Below are 23,495 nucleotides of genomic sequence, written 5' to 3' on the forward strand. Positions count from 1 at the left end.
ATGACCTCTGCCCCCGACGCCCTGCGCGCGCTTCTGGCCAAACCGGGCCTGATCACCATGCCCTGCTGTTTCGATCCGCTGTCCGCGAAGCTGATCGAACAGGCGGGGTTCCCGCTGACCTTCATGTCCGGCTTTGCCACGGCGGCTGCGCGTCTGGGGATGCCGGACACCGGCCTGATGTCCTATGCCGAGGTGGTCGATCAAGGCCGCAACATCTGCAACGCCGTGTCGATCCCGGTGATCGGCGACGGCGACACCGGCTATGGCAACGCGATCAACGTCAAGCGCACGGTGCAGGGTTTCGCGCAGGCGGGCTTTGCCGCCGTGATGATCGAGGATCAGGTGTCGCCCAAGCGCTGCGGCCATGTTGCGGGCAAGGCGGTGGTCGACCGGGAGGAGGCGTTTGCCCGGCTCCGCGCGGCGGTGGATGCCCGCGCGGAGGGCGCCGATATCCTGATCCTCGCCCGGACCGACGCCCGGCACGAACACGGGCTGGATGAGGCGATCGCCCGCGCCGCCCGCTTTGCCGAGCTTGGCGCCGATATCCTGTTTGTGGAGGCGCCGCGGGACGACGCCGAACTGGCCCGCGTTCCGGCGGAATTGCCGAAACCCTGCATGGCCAATATCGTCGAAGGTGGCCTGACCCCCGCATTGCCCCCCGCGGAGCTGGAGGCGATGGGCTATCGCATCGCCGCCTATCCGCTGACCCTGCTGGCGGCCTCGATGAAGGCGATGGTCGACGCGCTGGCGGCGTTCCAAAACGGCACGCCCGACAGTGCCGCGCTGATGGACTTTGCCGACCTCAAGCGCCGGATCGGTTTCGATGCCTATTTCGAAGAGGAACGCCGCTATGGCCCGTAGGCGAAGTTGGGGCGGATTTTCCGCCTGAACGTGAAATCACCCTGAAAACGGCGGTATTTTATCCACTTTTCCGGCGACCCTATTTCAGCCCGTACCGCAAGGACAAAATGCCCTGCGGCGGGCAGAAACGGCGATGCCGGGGGATGCCTTCCCGGACGCGCCTTTACCCTTCCTTTCGGTTTGGCCCCCAGACAATGCCGAACCTTCCGCCGATCAGGGTGAGCTATGCAGTCGCGGATTCTCGGCAAGATCATAATCGCGGTCATACTGTCTGCGATCCTCGGCGGAGGCGCCGCGCTGCTTCGCTATCAGCATGCGTGGGACGCGTCTCTTTCGGCGCTTCGAACCGATACCCATCGGGTGACCGACCATGTGGAACTGTTGGCGCGCAGCCAGTATCTGGCGGCGGAAACCGTGGCCGACAGTCTGGAACCCGACGAACTGGCGACCAGCGGCCAATCGTCGATGGAGGAGGTCTGGGGCCAGCATAGCGGTCTGAAGGGGATCCTCGTCATCGATGCGACAGGCAAGGTCGTGTCAGGCATCAGCGATACCGGCAACGTGCGCGGTATCGACATGTCGGACCGGGCCTATTTTCGCGTCCATCTGGATGGTAATGCCGATGCGTTTTACATGGGTGCGCCGGTCTTCAGCCGCACAGACGGGTCGTGGCTGCTGCCGGTCAGCGTGCCGATCCGCGAGGTTGAAGGGCCTTTTGCCGGGATCGTCGTGGTCGGCACCAAGCAGGAGTATTTTGCGCATCTCACCCACGATGTGTCCAATGAAGAAAGCCTGATCTTCCTGCGCATTCGCGAAAATGGGGCGGTCCTTTACCTGAACGATCCAACCCACGCGCCGGAGGTGACGGCGGGCGTTTCCGCGGCCCTCGATCAGGGCGCCGTGCAGCAGGCCGACCTGAAGGCAGACGCGCGGCCGCTTGAGGTCGCGGGGGCGATGGCCTTTGTCCGGGAAAGCCCCTACGGCCTGTTCGATGTCGTGGTTCTGCGTCCCCAGGCGTCCCTTGAACGGGCGGCGCTCTTTGCCGGGCTTGCACATGGGGGCACGGTGTTTGCGCTGTTCGCCTCGGTCCTGACGGCAGCAATCGCGTTCTGGTGGGCGTCGTCCCGGGCACGGCTTGCAACCGAACGGTCGGACACGCTGGAAGAGCGACTGCAACTGGCAACCCGGGCCGCCGAAATCGGGGTCTGGGACCTGGACCTTGCGACCGGATATCTCAACTGGAACGACACCATGCACCTGCTCTTCGGGTTGGAGCCCGGGTCGTTCGACGGCAGTTTTGCGACCTTCCGAACGCTGCTGCACCCCGACGAGGTCGACCGGATCGAGACGCATTTCGCGACCGCGATCCAGTCTCTGGACGATTTCGACGAGGAATTCCGGATCGTGACACCCGAGGGCGAAGCGCGGGTCCTCAAGGCGCGGGCCAGCGTGTTTGCCGACCGTGACGGCAACGCGGTTCGTGTCATCGGCGTCACCTATGACGTGACAGACCAAAAGGCCGCCGAGCAGCGCGCCGCCGATGCCGCCGAAGAGCTGCGCCGCGGCAATGAGCGTTTCCTGAACATGGCGGAAAACGCCCCCGGCGCCATTTTTGAGAACCACATGACGCCCGAGGGCGAAATCTCCGTCAAGTTCCTCTCCTCGACTCTGATGGATCTGATGGGGGTCGAGCGGGCGGATGTCGAGGCCAAGGGCAGCAACCTTTTCGCACGGATCCCGGCCAGTGAGATCGAACCGTTGATCGCCGAGATCATGCGTTGCGCGGCAAACCTCGAACGCTTCGAGGTCCGTCATCGCGTGGATCACCCGGTCAAGGGCATGCGCTGGGTCATGGTCGCGGCCGAGCCGAAACCCCAGCCGGACGGCATGATCATCTGGTACGGCAGCGTGGTCGACATCACCGAGCGTCTGGAAATCGAAACCCGCGCCGCAGAGGCGGCAGAGGAAACCCGCATCGCGCTGGAGCGGTTGTCCTCGGTGTCCGAGATCGCCCCGGTGGGCCTTTACGAATACCTCTGGTACGGGCCGGGCGACATCGACTTTACCTATACCAGCGCAAGGTTCGAGGATCTTTGGGGCTATACCCGGAGCGAACTGCGCATTTTGCGGTCGGACTTCCTGCAGCGGATGCATCCCGACGACCTTGTCGGCTATCGCGACGGGATCACCGAAAGTTCCCGCAGCCTGACGCCGCGCAATTTGCGGTTCCGGATCCAGCATCCGACGCACGGCCTGCGCTGGCTGGCCACGCAAGCGACCCCCCGCAAGGACAAGACCGGCACCGTCATCTGGACCGGCGCGCTTCTGGACGTGACCGACGATGTCCGGCGCGAGGAAGAATTGCGCGAAGCCCACCGGACGGCAGAGGAAATGCGGGCCCGCAACGAACGTCAGGCCCTGCACGATGGTCTGACCGGCCTGCCGAACCGGCGTTATTACGACCGGATGATCGCCGAACGCCGCGCCCTTGCGGCCGGGGATGGTCCGGCCGATTGTGCGCTGGTTCGGATCGACCTTGACCACTTCAAATATGTCAACGACACGCTGGGGCACGAGGCTGGCGATCTGGTGCTGGTCCGCGTGGCCGATGTGCTGCGCGACTGCCTGCGCGCCAGCGATTTTGCCGCGCGTATCGGGGGCGACGAATTCTCCATCCTGCTGGCTCCGGGCAGCTCAGAGGCCGACACGACGGCGCTGGTCGACCGCATTCGCGAACAGATTGCGGAGCCGGTGATCCATGACGGGCGCCCCTGTCGGTTCGGCGCCAGCTTTGGCATCGCCCATACCGACGACCTGGTTGCGATGGGCGACGATATCCAGATGTTCGCCGATGCCGCGCTCTATCGCGCCAAGGAAAGCGGCCGCAGCCGGTTGGAGTTGTTCACGCCGGAACTGCACAGCGAGATCCTGACCGACCGGCGCCTTGCCGTGGAAATCCACGAGGGGTTGGACAACGACCAGTTCGTGCCGTTCTTCCAGCCGCAGGTCTCGGCCGAGGGCGGGCAGCTTGTCGGGGTCGAAACGCTTTTGCGCTGGAACCATCCGGTCGAGGGGCTGATGGCGCCCGACAGCTTCATGCATGTTGCCGATCACTTGCGGCTGGTGCCCGATATCGACCGCCTGATGATGGAGAAATCCCGCGATGCGCTGGCACGCTGGCGGGCGCAGGGGCTCAAGATCCCGAAGATCAGCTTCAACGTTTCGTCGGGGCGCATGCACGACCCCGATGTCGTGGCGCTGGCCAGCGAAATGGCGGCCGGGGAAACCCGGGTCACGTTCGAACTGCTGGAATCCATTCTGGTCGAGGAAGAGAACGACACCTTCCGGATGCATCTGGACATGATCCGCGACGCCGGCATCGATATCGAGATCGACGATTTCGGGTCGGGCCATGCCTCGATCATCGGGGTGATGGAAATCGGACCGTCTGCGCTGAAGATCGACAAACGGATCGTGCTGCCGGTGGAAGACGACCTGCGCGCCCGCAACCTTGTGCGCGCCATCGTCGAGATCGCCGAAACGCTGGGCATCGGTACCGTCGCCGAGGGGGTGGAGACCGAAGGGCAGGCCGCCATCCTGCGCGGCATCGGCTGCAGTGTGCTGCAAGGCTATCTCTTCTCCCGTCCGCTGGATGAAGACGCGTTTCTTGACTTCGCACGGGGCGCGGCGCGGCAAAGCGCCTGATATCCGGCACCGACTGGCGCCTGACATTGCAGCGCCCGCCGAGGGGATCTCGGCGGGCGCGCTTCTTTCTCTGATGGATCGACCCGACGGGACAGTCCGGTCGGTCTCGGCCGTATCTCAGGCGCGGTTCATCCGGTTGTCGATCAGGTCATCCACGACCGAGGGGTCGGCCAGCGTCGAGGTGTCCCCAAGGCTTCCATAGTCGTTCTCGGCGATCTTGCGCAGGATGCGGCGCATGATCTTGCCCGAACGGGTTTTCGGCAGGCCCGGGGCCCACTGGATGAGATCGGGCTTGGCGATCGGGCCGATCTCGGTCCGGACCCATTTCTCAAGCTCTTTCTTCAACGCGTCCGTGGGCTCCACTTCGTTCATCAGGGTGACATAGGCATAGATGCCCTGGCCCTTGATCTCGTGCGGGTAGCCGACCACAGCGGCCTCCGCCACCGCAGCATGGGCGACCAGCGCGCTTTCGACTTCCGCGGTGCCCATGCGGTGGCCGGAGACGTTGATCACGTCATCCACCCGGCCGGTGACCCAGTAATAGCCATCATTGTCACGCCGGCAGCCATCGCCCGAGAAGTAATACCCCTTGTAATGGCTGAAATAGGTGTCCTGAAAGCGTTCGTGATCGCCCCATACCGTGCGCATCTGGCCGGGCCACGAATCCTTCAGGCACAGCACGCCCTCGGCAACGGTGTCGGTGATTTCCTTGCCGGATTCCGGTTCCAGAACCACCGGTTGCACCCCGAAGAAGGGCTTGGTCGCCGATCCCGGCTTCGTCGCCGTGGCGCCGGGCAGGGGGGTCAGCAGATGGCCGCCGGTTTCGGTCTGCCACCATGTATCGACGATGGGGCATTTGCCCTTGCCGACATGGTCGTTGTACCACTCCCACGCCTCGGGGTTGATCGGTTCCCCGACCGAGCCCAGTACCTTGAGGCTGGACAGATCGTACTTGTCGACCCATTCCGGCCCTTGTCCCATCAGCGCGCGGATCACGGTGGGCGCGGTGTAGAACTGGTTGACCTTCAGGTCCTGACAGATCTGCCAGAAGCGGCCCGCATCCGGGTAGGTGGGCACGCCCTCGAACATCACGGTGGTGGAGCCGTTGGCCAACGGTCCGTAGACGATATAGCTGTGGCCGGTGACCCAGCCCACATCGGCCGTACACCAGAAGACGTCGCCGTCGTGATAGTCGAAGACATATTCCATCGTCATCGCGGCATAGACGAGATAGCCGCCGGAGGAATGCACCACCCCCTTGGGCTTGCCGGTGCTGCCGCTGGTATAGAGGATGAAAAGGGGATGTTCGGCGGCCAGTTCGCGCGCCGGGCAGTCGGGGCTGGCATGTTCCATCAGCGCCAGAACGTCCACGTCGCGCCCGTCGATCCAGGTGGTCTGATCGCCGGTGTGCTTGACGACCATGCAGCGGACCTTGTCGGAACAGTGCAGCAGCGCGGCATCCGCATTGGCCTTCAGCGCCGTCTTGCGCCCGCCGCGTGGCGCGCTGTCGGCAGTGATCACCACCTTGGCGCCGCAGTCGTTGATCCGGTTGGCCAGCCCGTCGGCCGAGAAGCCGGCGAACACGATGGAGTGGATCGCGCCGATCCGTGCGCAGGCCAGCATGGCATAGGCCGCCTCGGGGATCATCGGCAGGTAGATCACGACCCGGTCGCCCCGCATCACGCCCTGGCTCAGCAGGACGTTGGCCATGCGGTTCACCTTCTCGTGCAACTCGCGATAGGTGATGTGTTTCGCAGGGGCATCGGGATCATCCGGCACCCAGATGATCGCGGTCTGGTCGCCCCGCTTGGCCAGATGACGGTCGATGCAGTTGGCCGCGACATTCAGCGTGCCGTCGCGGAACCAGTGGATCTCGACCTCGCCCATGTTGAAGTTGGTGTTCTTCACCTCGGTGTAGGGCTTGATCCAGTCGATGCGCTTGCCGTGTTCGCCCCAGAAACCGTCCGGGTCCTCGATGGACGCGTTGTACATCGCGTCGTATTTCGCGGCGTCGATATGCGCGCCTTTCACGAACTCTTCGCTTGGCGGGTAGATATGCTCTTCAGTCATCTCCGTTATCCCTCTGACTGACTAGGTTTTATTATGCGAAAGGCCCGCCGGTCGGGCGGGCCTGCCCGGCTCAGATGGCCAGGTATTCTGCGCGCAGCGCTTCGTTTTTCAGAACCTCGGCGGCGGACCCGTCGAAGACGATCTGCCCGGTATCAAGGATCACCGCCCGGTCCGACAATTCCAGCGCGCGGATCGCGTTCTGTTCGACGATGACCGTGGTGATGCCCTGTTCCTTGATGTGGACAAGGGTCTTTTCGATCTCGTCGACGATCACCGGCGCCAGACCTTCATAGGGTTCGTCCAGCAACAGCACCTTGATATCGCGGGCCAGCGCCCGGGCAATGGCCAGCATCTGCTGTTCGCCGCCCGAAAGGGTCACGCCCTCCTGCTTGCGCCGCTCGCCCAAGCGCGGGAACAGATCGTACAGGCGGTCGATGGTCCAGCCGATAGGCGGCACGATCTGCGCCAGTTGCAGGTTCTCCTCCACCGTCAGGCCGGGGATGATCCGCCGGTCTTCGGGGACCAGCCCCAGACCCGCACAGCTTGCGTCATAGGACGACATCGTGTGCAACGGCTGGTGGTCCAGCCAGATCTCGCCATAGGTGACCTGCGGGTTGGCCAGCCGCGCAATCGCGCGCAGCGTGGATGTCTTGCCCGCACCGTTCCGGCCCAGAAGGGCAAGGATCTCGCCCTCATGCACGTTGAAGTTCACGCCCTGCACGATGTAGCTTTCGCCGTAATAGGCGTGCAGGTCGTAGACCGACAGGAAGGCGGGGGCGGTGGCCGCCTGGTTGGCGTGCTTGTTGAAGTCGGGTTTGACGTTCATGTCCGTCTCCTCCCCTTAATGGGCCTGCCCAAGATAGGCTTCCTGAACCTTCGGGTGACCCTTGATGTTCGCCGGTATATCTTCAACCAGAGGCGTGCCTTGGGCAAGCACCGTGATCCGGTCGGCGAGACTGAACACGACATGCATGTCATGTTCGATGATCGCCATGGTGATGTCGCGCTTTTCCTTGATCTCCTTCAGCAGGTCGATCGTGTTGTTGGTGTCGGCGCGCGCCATGCCGGCGGTCGGTTCGTCCAGCAGCAGAAGCTTGGGTTCTTGCACAAGGCACATGGCCATTTCCAGCCGCCGCTTGTCACCGCGCGACATGCTGGAGGCGTTCATGTCCTTCTTGTCGGCCATGTTCACGTCTTCCAGCATCTGCTCGGCCCGTTGCACGATCTCCCATTCCTGGGCGACGGTTTCGAACGCGTGCATCCGGAATGCCCCGTCGCGCTTGGCGAAACAGGGGATCAGGACGTTTTCCAGAACGGTCAGATCGCCGAAGATCTCTGGCGTTTGAAACACGCGCGAGATGCCCATCTGGTTGATCTCGTGCGGCTTGCGCCCCAGCACCGATTGCCCGTCGAACATCACCGACCCGGTATCGGGGATCAGCTTGCCCACAAGGCAGTTCAAAAGCGTGGACTTGCCCGCGCCGTTCGGCCCGATGATGGCGTGCACCGTGTTTTCGGCAACGCTCAGGTTCACGTCACCCAGCGCCTGCAACCCGCCGAAGCGTTTGTTGACACCCTTGACTTCAAGGATTCCCATTTCTCATGTCCTCCTTACTCGGCCACGTGCTGGGCGGGGTTGGGGCGGTGTTCGGGGTCCTTGCGGCGCGGCCCGTCGGGCACCCGCTTGCGCTTGAAGAGCCGTGCAATGCGCTGCATCCCCTCGACCAGACCGCCGGGCAGGAAGATGACGACCAGCATGAACAGGATGCCCAGCGTCAGATGCCAGCCCTTGCCCACGAAGGGGTGGAACACGGCGACGATGAAATCTTCCATCCCGTCGGGCATGAAGGCGAACCAGCCATGCAGGACGCTGTCGTTGATCTTCGAGAAGATGTTCTCGAAATACTTGATGAAGCCTGCGCCAAGGACCGGCCCCATCAGGGTGCCCGCACCGCCGAGGATGGTCATCAGAACGACCTCACCGCTTGCCGTCCACTGCATCCGTTCGGCCCCGGCCAGCGGGTCCATCGCGGCCAGAAGACCACCGGCCAGACCGGCATAGATGCCCGAGATGACAAAGGCGGCCAGGGTGTAGGGGCGAGAGTTCAGGCCGGTATAGTTCATCCGGGTCTGGTTGGTCTTGATCGCACGCAGCATCATCCCGAAGGGCGAGCGGAAGATCCGCAAGCTGACATAGAAGGCGATGATCGCGATCACGGCGCAGAAGTAGTAGCCGTAGTTGAAGGTGAAGAGCCAGTTGCCCAGTTCAAGCTGGTAGGAGTCCCGCATCACCAGCCCGAAGAAATGGGGGCTGGTGGGGTCGCCCGGCCCGGCCAGGATCTGCTTGTCGGTGCCATAGACCTGCAGGCCAGTTTCACCGTTGGTGATGGGGGTGAGCACCGAATAGGCCAGCTTGTAGGACATCTCGGCAAAGGCCAGCGTCAGGATCGAGAAGTAGATCCCCGACCGGCGCAGCGAGACGAACCCGATCAGCAGGGCGAACAGCGCCGAGACGACCATGGCCAGCAGCAGCCCGGGCAGGACGTTGTAGCCCAAGAGCTTGTACATCCACACCACGGTGTAGGAGCCCACGCCAAGGAAGGCCGCGTGCCCGAAGGAGAGATACCCGGTCAGCCCGAACAGGATGTTGAAGCCGATGGCGAAGATCCCGAAGATTGCAAAGCGTTGCATCAGGTCGGGGTAGCCTGCGTTGAACTGCGCAAGGCTGGAGGTTTCCGGGAAGGGTTGCAGCAGGATCGGCGTCGCCAGCGTCAGGCAGATGACGATCAGAAGGAAGCGGGTGTCTTTGGAACTCAGTCCGAACATGGGATTAGTCCTCCATCACGCCCTTGCGGCCCATCAGGCCCCGCGGCCGGGTGAGCAGGATGACGATTGCGACGACGTAGATGATGACCTGGTCGATGCCGGGGATGATGCTTTTCACCTCGTTCATCGAGGCAAAGCTTTGCAGGATGCCCAGCAGGAACCCGGCCAGCACGGCGCCCGGAAGGCTGCCCATGCCGCCAACGACGACCACCACGAAGCTGAGGACAAGGAATTCCATCCCCATGTGGTAGTTGGGCGCAAGGATCGGGGTATACATAACCCCGGCAAGCCCTGCCACGGCCGCGGCCAGCCCGAACATGATGGTGAAACGGCGGTCGATGTTGATGCCCAGCAGCCCCACGGTTTCCCGGTCGGCCATGCCTGCGCGCACGACCATCCCGAAGGTGGTGAACTGCAGGAAGGCAAAGACGCTCGCGATGATCAGCAGCGAGAACAGGAAATAGACCATCCGCCAGTACGGATAGATGATCACGTTCGGATCGAAGCCGAGGATCACGCCGAAGTCGAACGACCCGGCAAAGGCGCCCGGGGCCGCGGTCTGGATCGGGTTGGCGCCGAAGAAATACTTGATGATCTCCTGCAACACGATGGCAAGGCCGAAGGTCACGAGGATCTGGTCCGCATGCGGGCGCTTGTAGAAGTGCTTGATGAGGCCGCGTTCCATCGCAAAGCCCAGCCCGATCATCACCGGGATGGCCAGAAGGATTGCCAGCGGCACCGACCACGAGATCACGGCCGCGCCCAGATCGGGGCCAAGCCAGTTCTCGACATAGGGCACCTGCACCTTGAGCGGATTGCCGAGAAAGTCGGTCCGCGTGGGATCGATTTCCTCGTAAGACAGGCCCAGCAGCCGGTTCATGACCACGGCGCAAAAGGCGCCGATCATGAACAGCGCGCCATGGGCGAAGTTCACCACGCCGAGCGTGCCGAAGATGAGTGTAAGCCCGAGCGCGATCAGCGCATAGGCAGAGCCCTTGTCGAGCCCGTTCAGGATTTGAAGAATGATGGCTTCCATCGTCCCGCCTGTGAGGTTGAGGGATCCGCCGGCGTTCGCGCGCGGGAAGGGACCGGCCGTGCGAACGCACAGCCGGTCTGGCGTGTCAGGTCAGGCTTATGCGCCGTCGTTGCACTCGCCGAGGCTGGCAGCGCCGCCGCCGAACATCGGGTGATCGGACGCGTATTCGACCTGGGCACGCGGCGTGACTTCGACCACTTCGAGGATGTCGAACTTGGTCGAGGGGTTGTCCTTGCCCTTCATGACCAGCACGTCCTTGAAGCACTGGTGGTCGTCGGCACGGTAGAGAACCGGACCGTTGCCCATGCCGTCGAATTCGAAGCCTTCCAGAGCCTCGGCAACCGCGCAGGGGTTGAACGACCCCGCCCGCGCCACGGCATCGGCGTAAAGCAGCGTCTGCACATAGCAGGTATGGGCGGAGTTGGACGGCGGACGGCCGTATTTTTCGCCGAAGGACTTGACGAAGGCCTTGGTGCCCGGATCCTGCAACTGCCAGTTCCAGTTCATCGAGCCATAGACGCCCTTGATGTTCTCGCCCGCGCCTTCGGCCATCAGTTCGGAGTAAAGCGGCACGACGATTTCGAACTGCTTGCCGTTGACGATCTTGTCGCGCAGGCCGAACTGAACGGCCTGGGTGATCGAGTTGATCATGTCGCCGCCGTAGTGGTTCAGGATCAGCACGTCGGCGCCCGACTGCAGAACCGGCGTGATGTAGGACGAGAAGTCGCCGGCGCCGACCGGGGTCAGCACGTTGTTGACGGTTTCCCAGCCCAGCGCCTCGGTCGAGGCCTGGATCGACTCCTGCTGGGTGTAACCCCAGGTGTAGTCGGCGGTCAGGTGATAGGCGCGACGCTCGGTCCCGTAGGCTTTTTCAAGCACCGGGCCAAGGGCGGCACCGGACATGTAGGCGTTGAAGAAGTGGCGGAAACCGTTCTTCTTGCGGTCCTTGCCGGTGGTGTCGTTCGAATGGGTCAGACCGGCCATGAAGATGATCCCGGCCTCCTGGCAGAGACCCTGAACGGCGATGGCCACGCCCGAGGACGAACCGCCGTTGATCATCACGACGCCGTCTTTCTCGATCATCGACTTTGCGGACGCGCGGGCCGCGTCAGACTTGGTCTGGGTGTCGCCGGTGACGAATTCCACCTTCTTGCCAAGGATGCCGGAGCCGTCCAGCACCTTGGAGCTGAAGGTGTTCAGCATGCCGCCGTCACCCATGCCGTTGATATGTTCGACGGCCAGTTCCTGCGCGCGCAGTTCGTCAAGGCCTTCATCGGCATAGGGCCCGGTCTGGGGCACGTTGAAGCCGAATTTGACCGTGCTGCCGGTCGGCTCGTTGGTGAAGGCCGAGGCGGACGAGGTGAAGATGGTCGGCAGGGCGAGCCCCGCGCCGGTGACCGCACCGGTCTTGAGCACGCCGCGGCGCGTCAGGTTCGAGATTGTCATGGACATCCTCCCGTGATGCTACAATGGCGCCCGTGCCTCCTCGCGCGGACGCCTGCTTTACAAAGCACGGTCATTATCGGGGGTGCGGCGAAAACTCTGCAACAACGGCTTTTCAAACAAAGATTTTTTTGTAAAGGATTACACATGGTGTCGCAGCCGGCTGTAAATAAATTGTCTCGCAGGTGCAGAAAGCCCTTGTCATGAAAAAGCTTTTCTCATGCCACGAAGTTCGCTGATCGGCAGCCGTATCCGGGAACGGCGAACGGTCATGGGCATTCGCCAGGCCGATCTGGCACGCAGGGCGGGTATCTCGCCGTCCTACCTCAACCTCATTGAACATAATCGTCGCAGAATCGGCGGGAAACTGTTGGTGGAGATCGCCCGCCATCTGGATGTGGAGGCCAGCGCGCTGACCGAAGGCGCCGGGGCGACGCTGATCGGCACGCTGCGCGAAGCCGCGGCCGGACAGGATCTGGCAGAGCCGGAATACAACCGTGTCGAGGAGTTTGCCGGCCGCTTTCCCGGCTGGGCGGGCCTTCTGGCCGACCGCCATCGCCGGGTGCGGGAACTGGAGCGGATGGTCGAGATGCTGACCGACCGGATGGCCCATGACCCGTTTCTGTCGGCCTCCCTGCACGAGGTGATCTCGGCGGTGACGTCGATCCGCTCCACCGCGTCGATCCTTGCCGATACCGAGGACATCGACCCAAGCTGGCAGCGGCGGTTTCACCGAAACCTGTCGGACGACAGTCAGCGCCTTGCCGACTCCGCACAGGCGCTGGTGGCTTATCTGGACGAAAGCGGGGAGGAGGCCGGGTCCCAATCCACACCACAGGACGAGGTAGAGGCGTTCCTGCGCCGCCACGACTTTCACCTGCCCGATCTGGAACGCAGCCTGCCGCGCGCGCCTGAACGCATCGTCAGCGAAGGGGGCGACCTGCGCTCCACCGCGGCGCGCGAACTGGCAATCCGGTTTCTGCGGCGCTATCGCCGGGATGCCGAACTGATGCCCCTTGCGCGCTTTGCCGAGGCCGCGCGGACGCTGAACCTCGACCCCGGTCGGCTGGCGCAGCAGTTCGGGGTCGATCCCGCCGCGGTCTTCCGGCGTCTGGCCAGCCTGCCGGAGCGGGAAACCGGTGGGCCCGTGGGCCTTGTCATCTGCGACGGGTCGGGCACGCTGACCTTTCGCAAGCCGGTCGATGGGTTTTCACTGCCGCGCTTCGGTTCTGCCTGTCCGCTATGGCCGCTTTACCAGGCGCTGTCGCGGCCGATGACCCCGCTTAGAACCGTGGTGGAACTCGGGGGGCCGGTTCCGGCGCGCTTCTTGACCTATGCGCTTTGCCAGCCGGCCCTGTCAGCAGGGTTCGACGGCCCTCAGGTTCTTGAGGCGGCGATGCTGATCCTGCCGGAGACCACGGTCGACATGCCAAGGGAAACACCGCAGGCCGTGGGCTCCTCCTGCCGGATTTGTCCGCGGCACGATTGTGTCGCGCGGCGTGAACCGTCGATCCTGTCCAACGGGTTTTGACAGCGATGGTAATTGAGGGGATATTCGTGCGACAAGCAGGGCGAATGCCCGCGTGGGAGGGGTACTGAGTATGGGCAAGCAGGTCCTTTTGATCGAGGATGAGCCCAATATCATCGAGGCGATCCGCTTCATCCTTCAAAGGGAAGGATGGGCCGTGGACACGCATTCCGACGGCAAGACCGCGTTCAGCCGCGTGAACGAGACGCGGCCTGATATCGTGATCCTCGACGTGATGCTGCCGGGCCGGTCCGGCTTTGACATCCTGCGGGATATCCGCGCCGATCACAGCCTTGCCGGACTGCCGGTGCTGATGCTGACCGCCAAGGGCCAGGTGAAGGACCGCGAGATGGCCGAACGGATCGGGGCCAGCCGCTTCATGGCCAAGCCCTTCTCCAATACCGAGGTTCTGGCATCGGTCCGTGAACTGACGGAGTCCTGAACCGATGGGCCGGCCGCCGATGTTCCTTGCCCGTCAGGGATACCGGCGGCGGCGTCTGGCGGATGTGTCGCGGCTGTTGCCGATCCTTGGGTTGGCGCTCTTCCTGTTCCCAGTGCTCGATGCCGAGGATGGGCTGACGGCGGCGATGCTGCTTTATCTTTTCGCGGCATGGTTCGGGCTGATCGTGATCTCGCTTTTCGTGGCACGCAGGCTATGCGCCGATGGCGAACGCTGTGATGACCCGGACGGGACGGAGGGGCAGGGATGATCCCCTTCGACCTGCTGGTCGCGATCTGCCTGATGTATGTCGTGTTCCTGTTCGGGGTGGCCTTCGTGGCCGAACGCCGGGCGGGCCGTGGGCGCGGGGGCTGGCTGCGCTCGCCCCTGGTCTATACCCTGTCGCTGTCGGTCTATTGCACGGCGTGGACGTTTTACGGCGCGGTGGGGTATGCGGCGCGGTCGGGGCTGGAATTCGTCGCGATCTATCTGGGGCCGACGCTGATCCTGATCGGCTGGTGGTGGACGCTGCGAAAGCTGGTGCGGATCGGCAAGACCCAGCGGATCACCTCGGTCGCCGATCTGATCTCGTCGCGCTATGGCAAGTCCAACGCGTTGGGGGTGATCGTCACGTTGATCGCGGTGATCGGCACGACGCCCTATATCGCGCTTCAGCTGCAGTCGGTCACGCTGTCCTTCGCCGTCTTCGCACCCAAGGGCACGACACCGTGGGAGATTTCCGACCTCAATTCCACGGCGCTGTCGGTTGCGGCGGGGCTGGCCGTCTTTACGGTCCTGTTCGGCACCCGCAATCTGGATGCGAACGAACGCCACCACGGCGTCGTCACCGCCATCGCGGTGGAGGCGGTGGTAAAGCTGGTGGCACTTCTGGCCGTGGGCGTCTTCGTCGTCTGGGGCATTGCGGGCGGGCCGGGGCCGATGCTTGACCGGATCGATGCCTCCCCCCTGTCGGGCATGCCGATTGCGCCGGGGCGCTGGATGGGCATGACCTTCCTTGCCGCGGCCGCGATCTTCACCCTGCCGCGCATGTTTCAGGTGATGGTGGTGGAGAACGCCGATGAAAGCCACCTTGCCACGGCCTCCTGGGCCTTTCCCGCCTACCTGTTCCTGATGAGCCTGTTCGTCGTGCCCATCGCCGTGGTGGGTTTGGCCGAGATGCCCGCCGGCGCCAATCCCGACCTCTTCGTTCTGACCCTGCCATTGGCGCAGGGGCGCGACGGGCTGGCGACGCTGGCTTTCCTTGGGGGGTTTTCGTCCGCGACATCGATGGTGATCGTGGCCGCCATCGCCCTGTCGACCATGGTGTCGAACCACATGGTGATGCCGCTCTTCCTGAAGATGACGCAGACCGGGGCCACGATGTCGGGGGATGTGCGCACGCTGGTTCTGCGGGCGCGGCGGATCTCCATCGGTGCGGTGCTGTTTCTGGGCTATCTCTATTTCCGGCTGACCGGCGGGTCAGAGGCGCTGGCCGCGATCGGACTGATCTCTTTCGCCGGTGTGGCGCAGGTGCTGCCGGCGCTTCTGGGGGGCATCCTCTGGCGCGGGGCGACCCGCAGCGGGGCCTTTGCCGGTCTGGTCGTGGGCTTTGTCGTCTGGGCCTATACTCTGTTCCTGCCAAGCTTTGGCGACGGCGCGGTGATGAGCGCCCGCCTGTTGTCCGAGGGCCCGTGGGGCATCGGCTGGCTGCGGCCGCAGGTGCTGTTCGGAATGGATGGTCTGGATCCGCTGGTCCATGCGGTCGTCTTTTCCATGGCGGCCAATGTGGTGGCCTTTCTGGGCGTGTCGCTGACCACGTTCCCCAGCCCGATGGAACGGCTTCAGGCGGCGCAATTCGTCAACGTGTTCGATCATTCCTCGGCCGGGCAGGGGTGGAGCACGGGCCGGGCCGAGGCCGAAGACCTGCTGTTGATGACCCAGCGGATCCTTGGGCCGGAGGATGCGCAAGGGCTGTTCCAGCGCGCCGCGGCCGAGCAGGGCAAGCAGGGCTACCTGCCCGACATCACCCCGGAATTCCTGCAGGGGCTGGAGCGGGAACTGGCCGGGTCCGTCGGTGCGGCGACGGCCCATGCCATGGTCGGGCAGATCGTCGGGCGGTCCTCGGTCTCGGTCGAGGATCTGATGGCGGTTGCCGACGAGACCGCGCAGATGATGGAATATTCCAGCCAGCTTGAGGCCAAGTCCGAGGAACTGGCCCGCACCGCGCGGCAATTGCGCGAGGCCAACGAGAAACTGACAGAACTCAGCGTCCAGAAAGACGCGTTCCTCAGCCAGATCAGCCACGAATTGCGCACGCCCATGACCTCGATCCGGGCGTTTTCCGAGATCCTGATGGAAGGCGACGCCCTGTCGACAGAGGATCTGCGCAAGTATTCCCGCATCATCCACGAGGAAAGCCTGCGCCTGACCCGTCTTCTGGACGATCTGCTGGACCTGTCGGTTCTGGAAAATGGCGAAGTCTCGCTGCACATGCAGGCGGTCAGCCTTGAGGATCTGCTGGAACGCGCCGTCGCCACGACCGGGCGTCGCACCGGGCAGGGTGGTCTTGTGATCCATCGCGACCCGATGGCGGAAAAGGTCACGGTCTGGACCGATGGCGACCGGCTGAGCCAGGTGTTCATCAACCTGATTGCCAACGCGTCCAAATACTGCGATGCCGAGGCGCCGGAGCTGACCATCCGGGTGCATCAGCGGGACGGATGGGTGACGGTCGATTTCATCGACAACGGCACCGGCATCCCCGAACGCAGCCAGACCATCATTTTCGAAAAGTTCGCGCGGCTGTCCGATCCGCGGTCGGCAGGCGGGGCGGGGCTGGGTCTTGCGATCTGTCGGGAGATCATGGCCCGTCTGGACGGCTCGATCATCTATCTGCCGGGGCAAGGCGGGGCGGCCTTCCGGGTCACGCTGCCGATCGGCACGGCCAAGGCGGCCTGAGCCGCGGAAGGCAAGATACCGGAAACCAATTCTAAAGGGCTTCGTGCAAGACATGACCCAAAGGACGTGACCCGGGGTCGACATGGGCAACGAAGCACACAGCGCGATTCTCAGAAGAATACTTGAGGCCGCGGCGGCGGAAGACTCCGCAGGCAAGGGCCGCAAGTCGCGCGGTGGCCATGGCAAGCCGGAGGTCTCCATCCTCCGGCTGGAAGCCGCGCGCATGGCGCGCGAGGCTTTCGGCATCACCGCGATCATCGACTCCCTTGAGGTGTTGAACCCGACGCTTGAGGAGCTGGAGGCAGAGGTCAGCGAAGAGGGCGGTCTGCCGGTTCTGCTGAACGGCCCGGACGGGCGTATGGGCCTTGCCGTCTATACGCCGGAACTGGCCTTGGCGCTGCTGGAATGGCGCCTTCTGGCCTTTCTTGGCAGCGAAGAGCCATCGCACCGCCCCCTGACGGCGACGGATGGCGCCGTGCTTGCCGATTTTCTTGATCCGCTGCTTGCGCGGTTCGGCACCGCGCTGGAGGAGGAGACCGGGGCGGAGTGGCCCTGCGGCTATTCCCAGGGCACCCGGATCGACGATCCCCGCCACGTGCAGCTGACCCTTGCCGATGTGCCCTATCGCGGCTTCCGCGTGGGCCTGAAGCTTGGGCCGGGCACGCGCGGCGGCAAGTTCTTCCTCGCCCTGCCCGAGATCGTCAAGAAAGATGCGCTTGCCGGTGACGGGCATGCCCATGCGGTCAAGTGGTCGGATTCGCTCAAGACCGGCGTACTGGGGGCGGAACTGACGATTCAGGGCGTCCTGATGCGCACCCGCGTGAATGCGGCCACCGTTTCGCGCTGGAAGGTGGGCGACACCGTCGCGCTGCCCGCCGATGCGTTGAGCAGTATCAAGCTGGAAGGACCGGGCGGTGTATTCGTCGCCGAGGGCCGGCTTGGCCAGATGAAGGGCGACCGCGCGGTGAAGATCGACGGCGCCGGCGGTGACGATGGCGACGATGCGGGGATGATGCAACTGCCCGCGGCCGCCGCGGCGGAACCGATGGACATGGCCCTGCCAGAGCCCGATTTCGGATCGGATTTCCCGGCGCTGGACGATGGCGAGGGGTTGGAGTTGGACACCGGGATGGACCTGCCGATGGACGGGTTCCCGGCGATGGACGGCGATGGCGAAGACTTCGACTTTGCCGCGATGGCCCCGCTGGACGATCAGGCCAGCTGACACAGCGAAATCTCGAAACAGGGACAGCCGTCAAGGGATCGGGTGCGACCGCGCTTGCCCATGTCGGACCAAAAGAAAAGGGCGCCACGGCGCCCTTTCCCATTCAAGAAACATGGCCCCGGTCCTGTCAGGCTGCGGCGGTGCCCCGATAGGCGCCAGCGCCTGTCGGGCCGGAGGTGTGGAAGTGCCGCACAAGCTCTTGCAGGGTCTGGCCCTCGCTGGCCAGCGTGTCGCTGGCGGTGGTGGTTTCCGCGAACATTGCGGCGTTTTGCTGCGTGACCTGATCCAGTTGGCCGACGGCGGTGTTGATCTCATCGAGCCCCACCGACTGTTCCCCGGCAAGAACCGCGATCCGGCTGACCTGAGACGTGGCTTCCTCGACCGCGGTCAGGATACCGTCAAGCGCATCGCCGGTTCGCCCGACAAGGCCCACGCCCTGCTTGACCTTGTCGCCCGAGGCCGAAATCAGGCTTCCGATTTCCCGCGCGGCCTCTGCCGTGCGTTGGGCCAGTGCCCGCACTTCCGAGGCGACAACGCCGAAACCGCTGCCTGCACCACCGGCGCGCGCGGCCTCCACCCCTGCGTTAAGCGCCAAAAGGTTGGTCTGGAACGCGATGTCGTCGATCACATGAATGATGCGGGAAATCTGTTCGGCGGAGTCGTCGATATCGTTCATCGCCCGCACGGTTTCCCGGACGATGTCGGTGCCGGATTTCGCGCGGGCGATCGCGTCCTTGCCGATCCGGTCGGCCTCCCGCGCGCCCTCGGCCGTTGTCGAGACGGAAGAGGTGAGATCCTGCAGCGCCGCGGCGGTTTCCTCCAGCGTGGCCGCCGCGTTCTCGGTGCGCCGAGACAGGTCATGGGCCGCGCCGTTGATGCCGCCGACATTGACGGCGATGGTGGCGGCCGCCTCGGTGATGTCGGTGATCAGTTGCGACAGGCTGCGGACCGTTTCGTTATAGTCGTCGCGCAGACCGTTATAGCCCTCGCCCAGATCCTCGTCGATATGTCCTGCCAGATCGCCCGCGGACAGCCGGCGCAGGCCGGAGGCCAGTATCTCGACCACATGCTCCTGCCGCTCGTGCTGGGCCTCGGCCTGTTCCCTCATGCGCTTGGCCTCGGCCAGGCTGTCGCGGAACATGACCATGCCGTTCTGCAAATCGCCCAACTCGCCCTTTCCGCGCAGCTTGCGCGAGAACCGCACATCAAGGTTGCCGTCGGTCAGCAGTTTCATCTTGTCGACAAGGTCCATCAGCGCGCTGGTGATCTGCGACCCGAAGAAGAAGGCAAGGCCCAACCCCACCACAAGCGCAACCAGACCCGCGCCCAGCGCCATCATGCGCATCTGCCCGGCAATGGCCAGGTAGGCCGTCTTGGGCACCATGACGTGCAAAAGCCCCGTGATCTGCCCCGAGAAATCGGTGATCGGGAACGCCGCGGCGGCCATGCTGACATCGCCGATCTTGCGTTCGTAAGGGGACAACCCGGCATCGGCTGCCGCCATCGCTTCGCGGCTGGTCAGCAGCGGTTCGGCCTCGATATTGGCGACCGCGCGTTGAACCTCGGCGTCATCTTCGCTGAAGCCGGTGATCGCCCGGTCGGGCAGGACGTAGAACTCGATCCGCGTGTCGGTATCGCCGACAAGCGTCTTGAAAAACGCCTCGTCGACCTTCAGGCCGATTTCAACGGTACCGACATGGGTGCCGTCATAGGCAATCGGGCTGAGGCCCCGGATGCCCAGCCCCGCCCGCCCGCGTTCCAGCCCGGCCAGCGGCTTCTTTTCGCGGTTGGCCTGAACGACGGTGTGGCGAAAGCCGGACAGGTCATCCCCGAACTTGGACGGCTTGTGCACCCGGAACAGCGAATGCGCGTTGGGTTCGTGAAACTGGAACTGCGCGATCCCGTAGGTCGCTTTCATGTTGGCAAAGCCCGGCACGAACAGCTCTGCCAGCCGGTCGCGGTTGCCGGTGGCCGTCGCCTCCTGCACATCCGGTTCAGAGGCGATCAGCGCGGCCATGGTGACCGCGCTGTGAATGCGATCCTTGAGCGCGGTCTCGAAGCGCAGGTTGAAATCCTGAAGTTCCTTTTGCGTGCCCCGGTCGATCAGGTTCTGCATCCCGATCAGCATCGGCGTCAGGACAAGAAGCGCGGACACCAGCACGCCGCCAGCGATTGCAAGAACGATTTTCGTGCGGATAGACATGGGCTGTCTCCGGTCAAAGGCTTTTCGGCGGATGATCGGTCCATGTCGTTACGGGATTCTTATGGAAAAACGGGAAATCGTTCCGCTTTTCTGTAAATGGCGGGGGTCAGCGCAGGGCGGGCAGACTGGCGCGCAGGGCGTCCATGCCGCCGGGCTGCCAGCCGAGGGCGCGCATCCGGTCGGTGCGCATCGCGCTGACAGGGGCATTGCTTCGGGGCGGTGGCGGTGTCGGCAGCCCCTCGGCCCGGGCCAGCAGCGTCAGCAGGTCGTGGCGGTCGAGCAGGATATCGGACAGGTTGAACACCTGCCCGGTCACACAGTCGGGCCGGGCGCTGCGGATCAACCGCGCGGCATCGGCCAGATCGGCCCCGTGCACCTCGGTCGCGCGACGTGGCTCAACGGGCCGGCCGGCCCGGAAATCGTCGAAGAGGTCGGCCCATTTGTGCCTTTGGCCCGGTCCCGGCGGACCATAGACGCCCGTGGCGCGCAGGCTGGCGGTCACGAAATCCGTGGTGGCGAGGGCGGCCAGCGCCTGCTCTGCTTGCCATTTGACCTGCCCGTACAGCGTGTCGGGCCGCGGTTCCATCTCTTCGGACATCGGCGTGCCGGGGGGATAGGTGCCATAGACGGCGCGGCTGGACAGAAACAGCAGATGCGTAACGCCCGCTGCCTTGGCGGCCTCGAACAGCGCGAGCGAGCCGTCCAGATTGGCGCGCGTGAACCCCGCGGGGTCATCGCCCTCTCCGCCGCGATAGCGCCCCGGCAAATGGGCAAAGGCACAGTGGATCACCGCGTCATGGCCGGAAAGATCGGGCCGGTCGCCAAGCGCATAGGGGCGGTGGGCGACGGGGGCGGAGAAGAAGCCGGGCGCGGGCGGTGTCCGGCCAAGAACCGTGACATCCTCCCCCCGCGACAGCGCCTCTTCCACGAAGAACCGGCCGACAAGGCCGGTTGCACCGGTGATGGCAAGGCTCATGCGGCGGCGGGCTGGGGCAGGGCGGCAAGGTCGGGGATGCCCTCGCCACTTTCATAGGCACGCCACAGGTCGATCAGCGGCCGCAGCCGGTCGGCCTTGGCGTGATCCTGCCACGGTTTCTCATACTGGAAATGCAGGACCCGGATGTCGGACCACGACCACAGATCCGGCATGTTGAACCAGGCATATTGCAGCATGTTGTAGAACACCGGCAGCCCGTGCCAGTCGGGGAAAAAGTCCTGCAAGAAGGTCTGGTCCGTCCGCCGCCAGAACGCGCCCGGGGCGTCAAGCCGTTCCAGCATCGCGTCGAACGTGCCGCGGTTGGGGCGCGCGGTGAAGACACCGGAATTCATCCGGTGGAAATCGGCGAGCCCTTCATAGACATTCGGCGCGGCGCAGAATTCGGGATAGGCGAACAGCCGGTCGATGTTCTGCAGAACCAGCGTATCGGCGTCGAGGAACACGACCCGGTCATAGTCCAACTGCCAAAGGCGCAGCTTGCAGAAGTTGTCGAGCGGGGTGTGAAAGGCCGGTTTCTCGCCCTTGGTGAACGGGGCAAGGCCGTGCAGCCGGTCGCGCGCATGCGCCTGATTGAACGCGTCTGACGTTGGCAGAAGATCGGTTTCGACCAGACGCGCCCCCAGATCGGCCAGCGGGGCAAGCGCCTCGCCCGGGACGCCGCCGGTATGCAGGACGCACAGATCAGCCGCCGTTTCGGTCAAACGCAGCGACCGCAACAGCGCCTTGGCCCCCAACGCGAAATCCGCGTTGGTGACCAGGGTAACGTAGGCCTCCGGTACACCCGGAGGCCCTGATGGGGTCAGTCCTGTGCTCACGACACCGACTTGAGCCGTTTGCCCTCGGGGTCATGTTCGACCAGCGGCGCGATTTCCTTGGTCCAGGCGGAATGCGCCGGAACGCGGGAGCGGTCGATGCGGTGGGCGTATTTCTTGGCGATCTCGACGACCTCTTCAAGCAGGCCTTCCTGCAGGGTGATCGGGTTCAGACCCAGATCAAGGAAGTGGTCGTTCTTGACGATCAACTCGTTTTCCGCGGCTTCTTTCCGCGGGTTCGGCAGATAGGCGATCTCGGCCCCGGTCATCTTGGCCACCAGTTCGGCGAGGTCGCGCACGCGGTGCGTCTCGGTCATCTGGTTGAAGATCTTCACCCGGTCGCCGGCGGCGGGCGGGTCCTGCACCGCAAGTGCCACGCAGCGCACGGTGTCCTGAATGTGGATGAAGGCGCGGGTCTGCCCGCCGGTGCCGTGCACGGTCAGCGGATAGCCGATGGCCGCCTGCGCAAGGAACCGGTTCAGAACGGTGCCATAGTCGCCGTCATAGTCGAAGCGGTTGATCAGTTGTTCATGGCGCTTGGTCTGGTCGGTATTGGTGCCCCAGACGATGCCCTGATGCAGGTCGGTGATCCGCAGCCCGTCGTTCTGGGCGTAGAACTGGAACATGATCTGATCCAGCGACTTGGTCATGTGATAGACCGAGCCGGGCTTGGTCGGATACAGGATCTCCATCCCCTTGGGGCCGTTGGGCGTGTCGATCTGCACGTCCAGATAACCTTCGGGGATCGGGGCGCCGACCGTCGAGTAGCCGTAGACGCCCGTCGTGCCCAGATGCAGCAGATGCGCGTCAATGCCGGTTTCCACCAGCGCGACCAGCAGGTTGTGCGTGGCGTTGATGTTGTTGTCGACGGTGTAGATCTTGTGCCGTTCGGTGATCATCGAATAGGGCGCGGCGCGCTGTTCGGCGAAATGCACGATGGCGTCGGGCTTTTCCTCGGCCAGCCAGTCGCGCAGGCGATAGTATTCCTTGGCCAGGTCGATCAGGTGGAAGTGGATCTTCTCGCCCGAGACCTGTTTCCAGATCCGGCAGCGTTCCTGGATCGAGTCCATCGGCGTCAGCGACTGCACGCCCAGCTCTGTGTCGATCCAGCGGCGGCTGAGATTGTCGATGATGTGGACCTCGTGGCCCTCGTTGGACAAATGAAGCGAGGTGGGCCAGCCACAGAAGCCGTCGCCCCCGAGAACTGCAATTTTCATCGACATCTCCTTTCGGATTCATGGGTCTGGCGCATCCGGTCGCGCCGATGGCGTGTCGGTTAGCGGAAGCCGGATGTAAATGTCATTTGAAACTTTTGTGTCAGGTTCCGCGCCCGGCAAGGATACGCCGAAAAGGCGAGCGTTTCTCTAGTCTATGGTCCTCCTGCGACCGAGT

Annotated in this window: 17 protein-coding genes; 7 read left to right on the plus strand and 10 right to left on the minus strand. The window is 64.0% G+C overall.

The features are described 5' to 3' along the window. The gene (locus tag RGUI_RS00620; RefSeq protein ID WP_081531279.1) at positions 1-861 is read left to right on the plus strand and encodes an oxaloacetate decarboxylase; all 861 of its coding nucleotides are present in this window, start codon (positions 1-3) and stop codon (positions 859-861) included. Positions 862-1,086: 225 nt separating this feature from the next. After that, positions 1,087-4,566 (plus strand): EAL domain-containing protein, encoded by a 3,480-nt coding sequence (locus tag RGUI_RS00625; protein WP_081531280.1) that lies wholly within the window; start codon positions 1,087-1,089, stop codon positions 4,564-4,566. 117 nt (positions 4,567-4,683) lie between these two features. Here the strand turns inward: RGUI_RS00625 and acs are convergent, their stop codons facing one another. From acs to RGUI_RS00655, 6 genes are all read right to left on the minus strand, one after another. Beyond that, the gene (gene acs / locus RGUI_RS00630; protein WP_081531281.1) at positions 4,684-6,636 is read right to left on the minus strand and encodes an acetate--CoA ligase; all 1,953 of its coding nucleotides are present in this window, start codon (positions 6,634-6,636) and stop codon (positions 4,684-4,686) included. Between the two features lie 70 nt (positions 6,637-6,706). Beyond that, entirely contained in the window at positions 6,707-7,462 is a 756-nt protein-coding gene (locus tag RGUI_RS00635) for an ABC transporter ATP-binding protein (RefSeq protein WP_081531282.1), read from the minus strand. A 15-nt stretch (positions 7,463-7,477) separates the two neighbouring features. Next, positions 7,478-8,233 carry an ABC transporter ATP-binding protein gene (locus RGUI_RS00640; RefSeq protein ID WP_081531283.1) on the minus strand — a complete coding sequence of 252 codons (756 nt, stop codon included), beginning with the start codon at positions 8,231-8,233 and terminating at the stop codon, positions 7,478-7,480. 14 nt (positions 8,234-8,247) lie between these two features. Next, positions 8,248-9,462, minus strand: a complete 1,215-nt coding sequence (locus RGUI_RS00645; RefSeq protein ID WP_081531284.1) for a branched-chain amino acid ABC transporter permease — start codon at positions 9,460-9,462, stop codon at positions 8,248-8,250. A 4-nt stretch (positions 9,463-9,466) separates the two neighbouring features. Continuing rightward, positions 9,467-10,498 carry a branched-chain amino acid ABC transporter permease gene (locus tag RGUI_RS00650; protein WP_081531285.1) on the minus strand — a complete coding sequence of 344 codons (1,032 nt, stop codon included), beginning with the start codon at positions 10,496-10,498 and terminating at the stop codon, positions 9,467-9,469. A 96-nt stretch (positions 10,499-10,594) separates the two neighbouring features. After that, positions 10,595-11,944, minus strand: a complete 1,350-nt coding sequence (locus tag RGUI_RS00655) for a substrate-binding protein (protein WP_081531286.1) — start codon at positions 11,942-11,944, stop codon at positions 10,595-10,597. A 217-nt stretch (positions 11,945-12,161) separates the two neighbouring features. Here RGUI_RS00655 and RGUI_RS00660 point away from each other — a divergent pair, with 217 nt between their 5' ends. The 5 genes from RGUI_RS00660 (at position 12,162) to RGUI_RS00680 (ending at position 18,091) form a co-directional block, all read left to right on the plus strand. Continuing rightward, positions 12,162-13,472 carry an XRE family transcriptional regulator gene (locus RGUI_RS00660; protein ID WP_081531287.1) on the plus strand — a complete coding sequence of 437 codons (1,311 nt, stop codon included), beginning with the start codon at positions 12,162-12,164 and terminating at the stop codon, positions 13,470-13,472. A gap of 70 nt (positions 13,473-13,542) precedes the next feature. After that, positions 13,543-13,911: a response regulator transcription factor gene (locus tag RGUI_RS00665; RefSeq protein ID WP_081531288.1), complete on the plus strand. Its 369-nt coding sequence runs from the start codon at positions 13,543-13,545 to the stop codon at positions 13,909-13,911. 4 nt (positions 13,912-13,915) lie between these two features. Then, complete coding sequence (locus tag RGUI_RS00670) at positions 13,916-14,179, plus strand: hypothetical protein (protein WP_081531289.1); 264 nt, start codon at positions 13,916-13,918, stop codon at positions 14,177-14,179. Then, positions 14,176-16,866 (plus strand): sensor histidine kinase, encoded by a 2,691-nt coding sequence (locus RGUI_RS00675; RefSeq protein ID WP_156882828.1) that lies wholly within the window; start codon positions 14,176-14,178, stop codon positions 16,864-16,866. The genes RGUI_RS00670 and RGUI_RS00675 overlap by 4 nt, the downstream gene beginning before the upstream one ends. An 82-nt stretch (positions 16,867-16,948) precedes the next feature. Beyond that, positions 16,949-18,091, plus strand: coding sequence for a flagellar motor switch protein FliM (locus RGUI_RS00680; RefSeq protein ID WP_081531290.1), 1,143 nt, complete (start codon positions 16,949-16,951; stop codon positions 18,089-18,091). Between the two features lie 127 nt (positions 18,092-18,218). On the opposite strand, the gene RGUI_RS00685 is transcribed toward RGUI_RS00680, so the two are convergent. From RGUI_RS00685 to RGUI_RS00700, 4 genes are all read right to left on the minus strand, one after another. Then, positions 18,219-20,294, minus strand: a complete 2,076-nt coding sequence (locus RGUI_RS00685) for a methyl-accepting chemotaxis protein (protein WP_081531291.1) — start codon at positions 20,292-20,294, stop codon at positions 18,219-18,221. Positions 20,295-20,400: 106 nt separating this feature from the next. Then, complete coding sequence (locus tag RGUI_RS00690) at positions 20,401-21,270, minus strand: NAD(P)-dependent oxidoreductase (RefSeq protein WP_081531292.1); 870 nt, start codon at positions 21,268-21,270, stop codon at positions 20,401-20,403. After that, entirely contained in the window at positions 21,267-22,106 is an 840-nt protein-coding gene (locus RGUI_RS00695) for a glycosyltransferase (RefSeq protein WP_081531293.1), read from the minus strand. The genes RGUI_RS00690 and RGUI_RS00695 overlap by 4 nt, the downstream gene beginning before the upstream one ends. Continuing rightward, entirely contained in the window at positions 22,103-23,320 is a 1,218-nt protein-coding gene (locus RGUI_RS00700; RefSeq protein ID WP_081531294.1) for an NAD-dependent epimerase/dehydratase family protein, read from the minus strand. Before RGUI_RS00700 ends, RGUI_RS00695 begins: the two co-directional genes overlap by 4 nt. Between the last annotated feature and the right edge of the window lie 175 nt (positions 23,321-23,495).

The sequence above is a fragment of the Rhodovulum sp. P5 genome (assembly GCF_002079305.1).
GTDB lineage: Bacteria > Pseudomonadota > Alphaproteobacteria > Rhodobacterales > Rhodobacteraceae > Rhodovulum.

Excerpts from the sequence above, each read along its gene's own strand:
- RGUI_RS00700 (WP_081531294.1), bottom strand. The coding sequence starts at position 23,320 with ATGAAAATTGCAGTTCTCGGGGGCGACGGCTTCTGTGGCTGGCCCACC.
- RGUI_RS00620 (WP_081531279.1), top strand. The coding sequence starts at position 1 with ATGACCTCTGCCCCCGACGCCCTGCGCGCGCTTCTGGCCAAACCGGGC.
- RGUI_RS00690 (WP_081531292.1), bottom strand. The coding sequence starts at position 21,270 with ATGAGCCTTGCCATCACCGGTGCAACCGGCCTTGTCGGCCGGTTCTTC.
- RGUI_RS00675 (WP_156882828.1), top strand. The coding sequence starts at position 14,176 with ATGATCCCCTTCGACCTGCTGGTCGCGATCTGCCTGATGTATGTCGTG.
- RGUI_RS00680 (WP_081531290.1), top strand. The coding sequence starts at position 16,949 with ATGGGCAACGAAGCACACAGCGCGATTCTCAGAAGAATACTTGAGGCC.
- RGUI_RS00665 (WP_081531288.1), top strand. The coding sequence starts at position 13,543 with ATGGGCAAGCAGGTCCTTTTGATCGAGGATGAGCCCAATATCATCGAG.
- RGUI_RS00660 (WP_081531287.1), top strand. The coding sequence starts at position 12,162 with ATGCCACGAAGTTCGCTGATCGGCAGCCGTATCCGGGAACGGCGAACG.
- RGUI_RS00640 (WP_081531283.1), bottom strand. The coding sequence starts at position 8,233 with ATGGGAATCCTTGAAGTCAAGGGTGTCAACAAACGCTTCGGCGGGTTG.
- RGUI_RS00685 (WP_081531291.1), bottom strand. The coding sequence starts at position 20,294 with ATGTCTATCCGCACGAAAATCGTTCTTGCAATCGCTGGCGGCGTGCTG.
- RGUI_RS00635 (WP_081531282.1), bottom strand. The coding sequence starts at position 7,462 with ATGAACGTCAAACCCGACTTCAACAAGCACGCCAACCAGGCGGCCACC.
- RGUI_RS00655 (WP_081531286.1), bottom strand. The coding sequence starts at position 11,944 with ATGACAATCTCGAACCTGACGCGCCGCGGCGTGCTCAAGACCGGTGCG.
- RGUI_RS00645 (WP_081531284.1), bottom strand. The coding sequence starts at position 9,462 with ATGTTCGGACTGAGTTCCAAAGACACCCGCTTCCTTCTGATCGTCATC.
- acs (WP_081531281.1), bottom strand. The coding sequence starts at position 6,636 with ATGACTGAAGAGCATATCTACCCGCCAAGCGAAGAGTTCGTGAAAGGC.
- RGUI_RS00650 (WP_081531285.1), bottom strand. The coding sequence starts at position 10,498 with ATGGAAGCCATCATTCTTCAAATCCTGAACGGGCTCGACAAGGGCTCT.
- RGUI_RS00625 (WP_081531280.1), top strand. The coding sequence starts at position 1,087 with ATGCAGTCGCGGATTCTCGGCAAGATCATAATCGCGGTCATACTGTCT.
- RGUI_RS00670 (WP_081531289.1), top strand. The coding sequence starts at position 13,916 with ATGGGCCGGCCGCCGATGTTCCTTGCCCGTCAGGGATACCGGCGGCGG.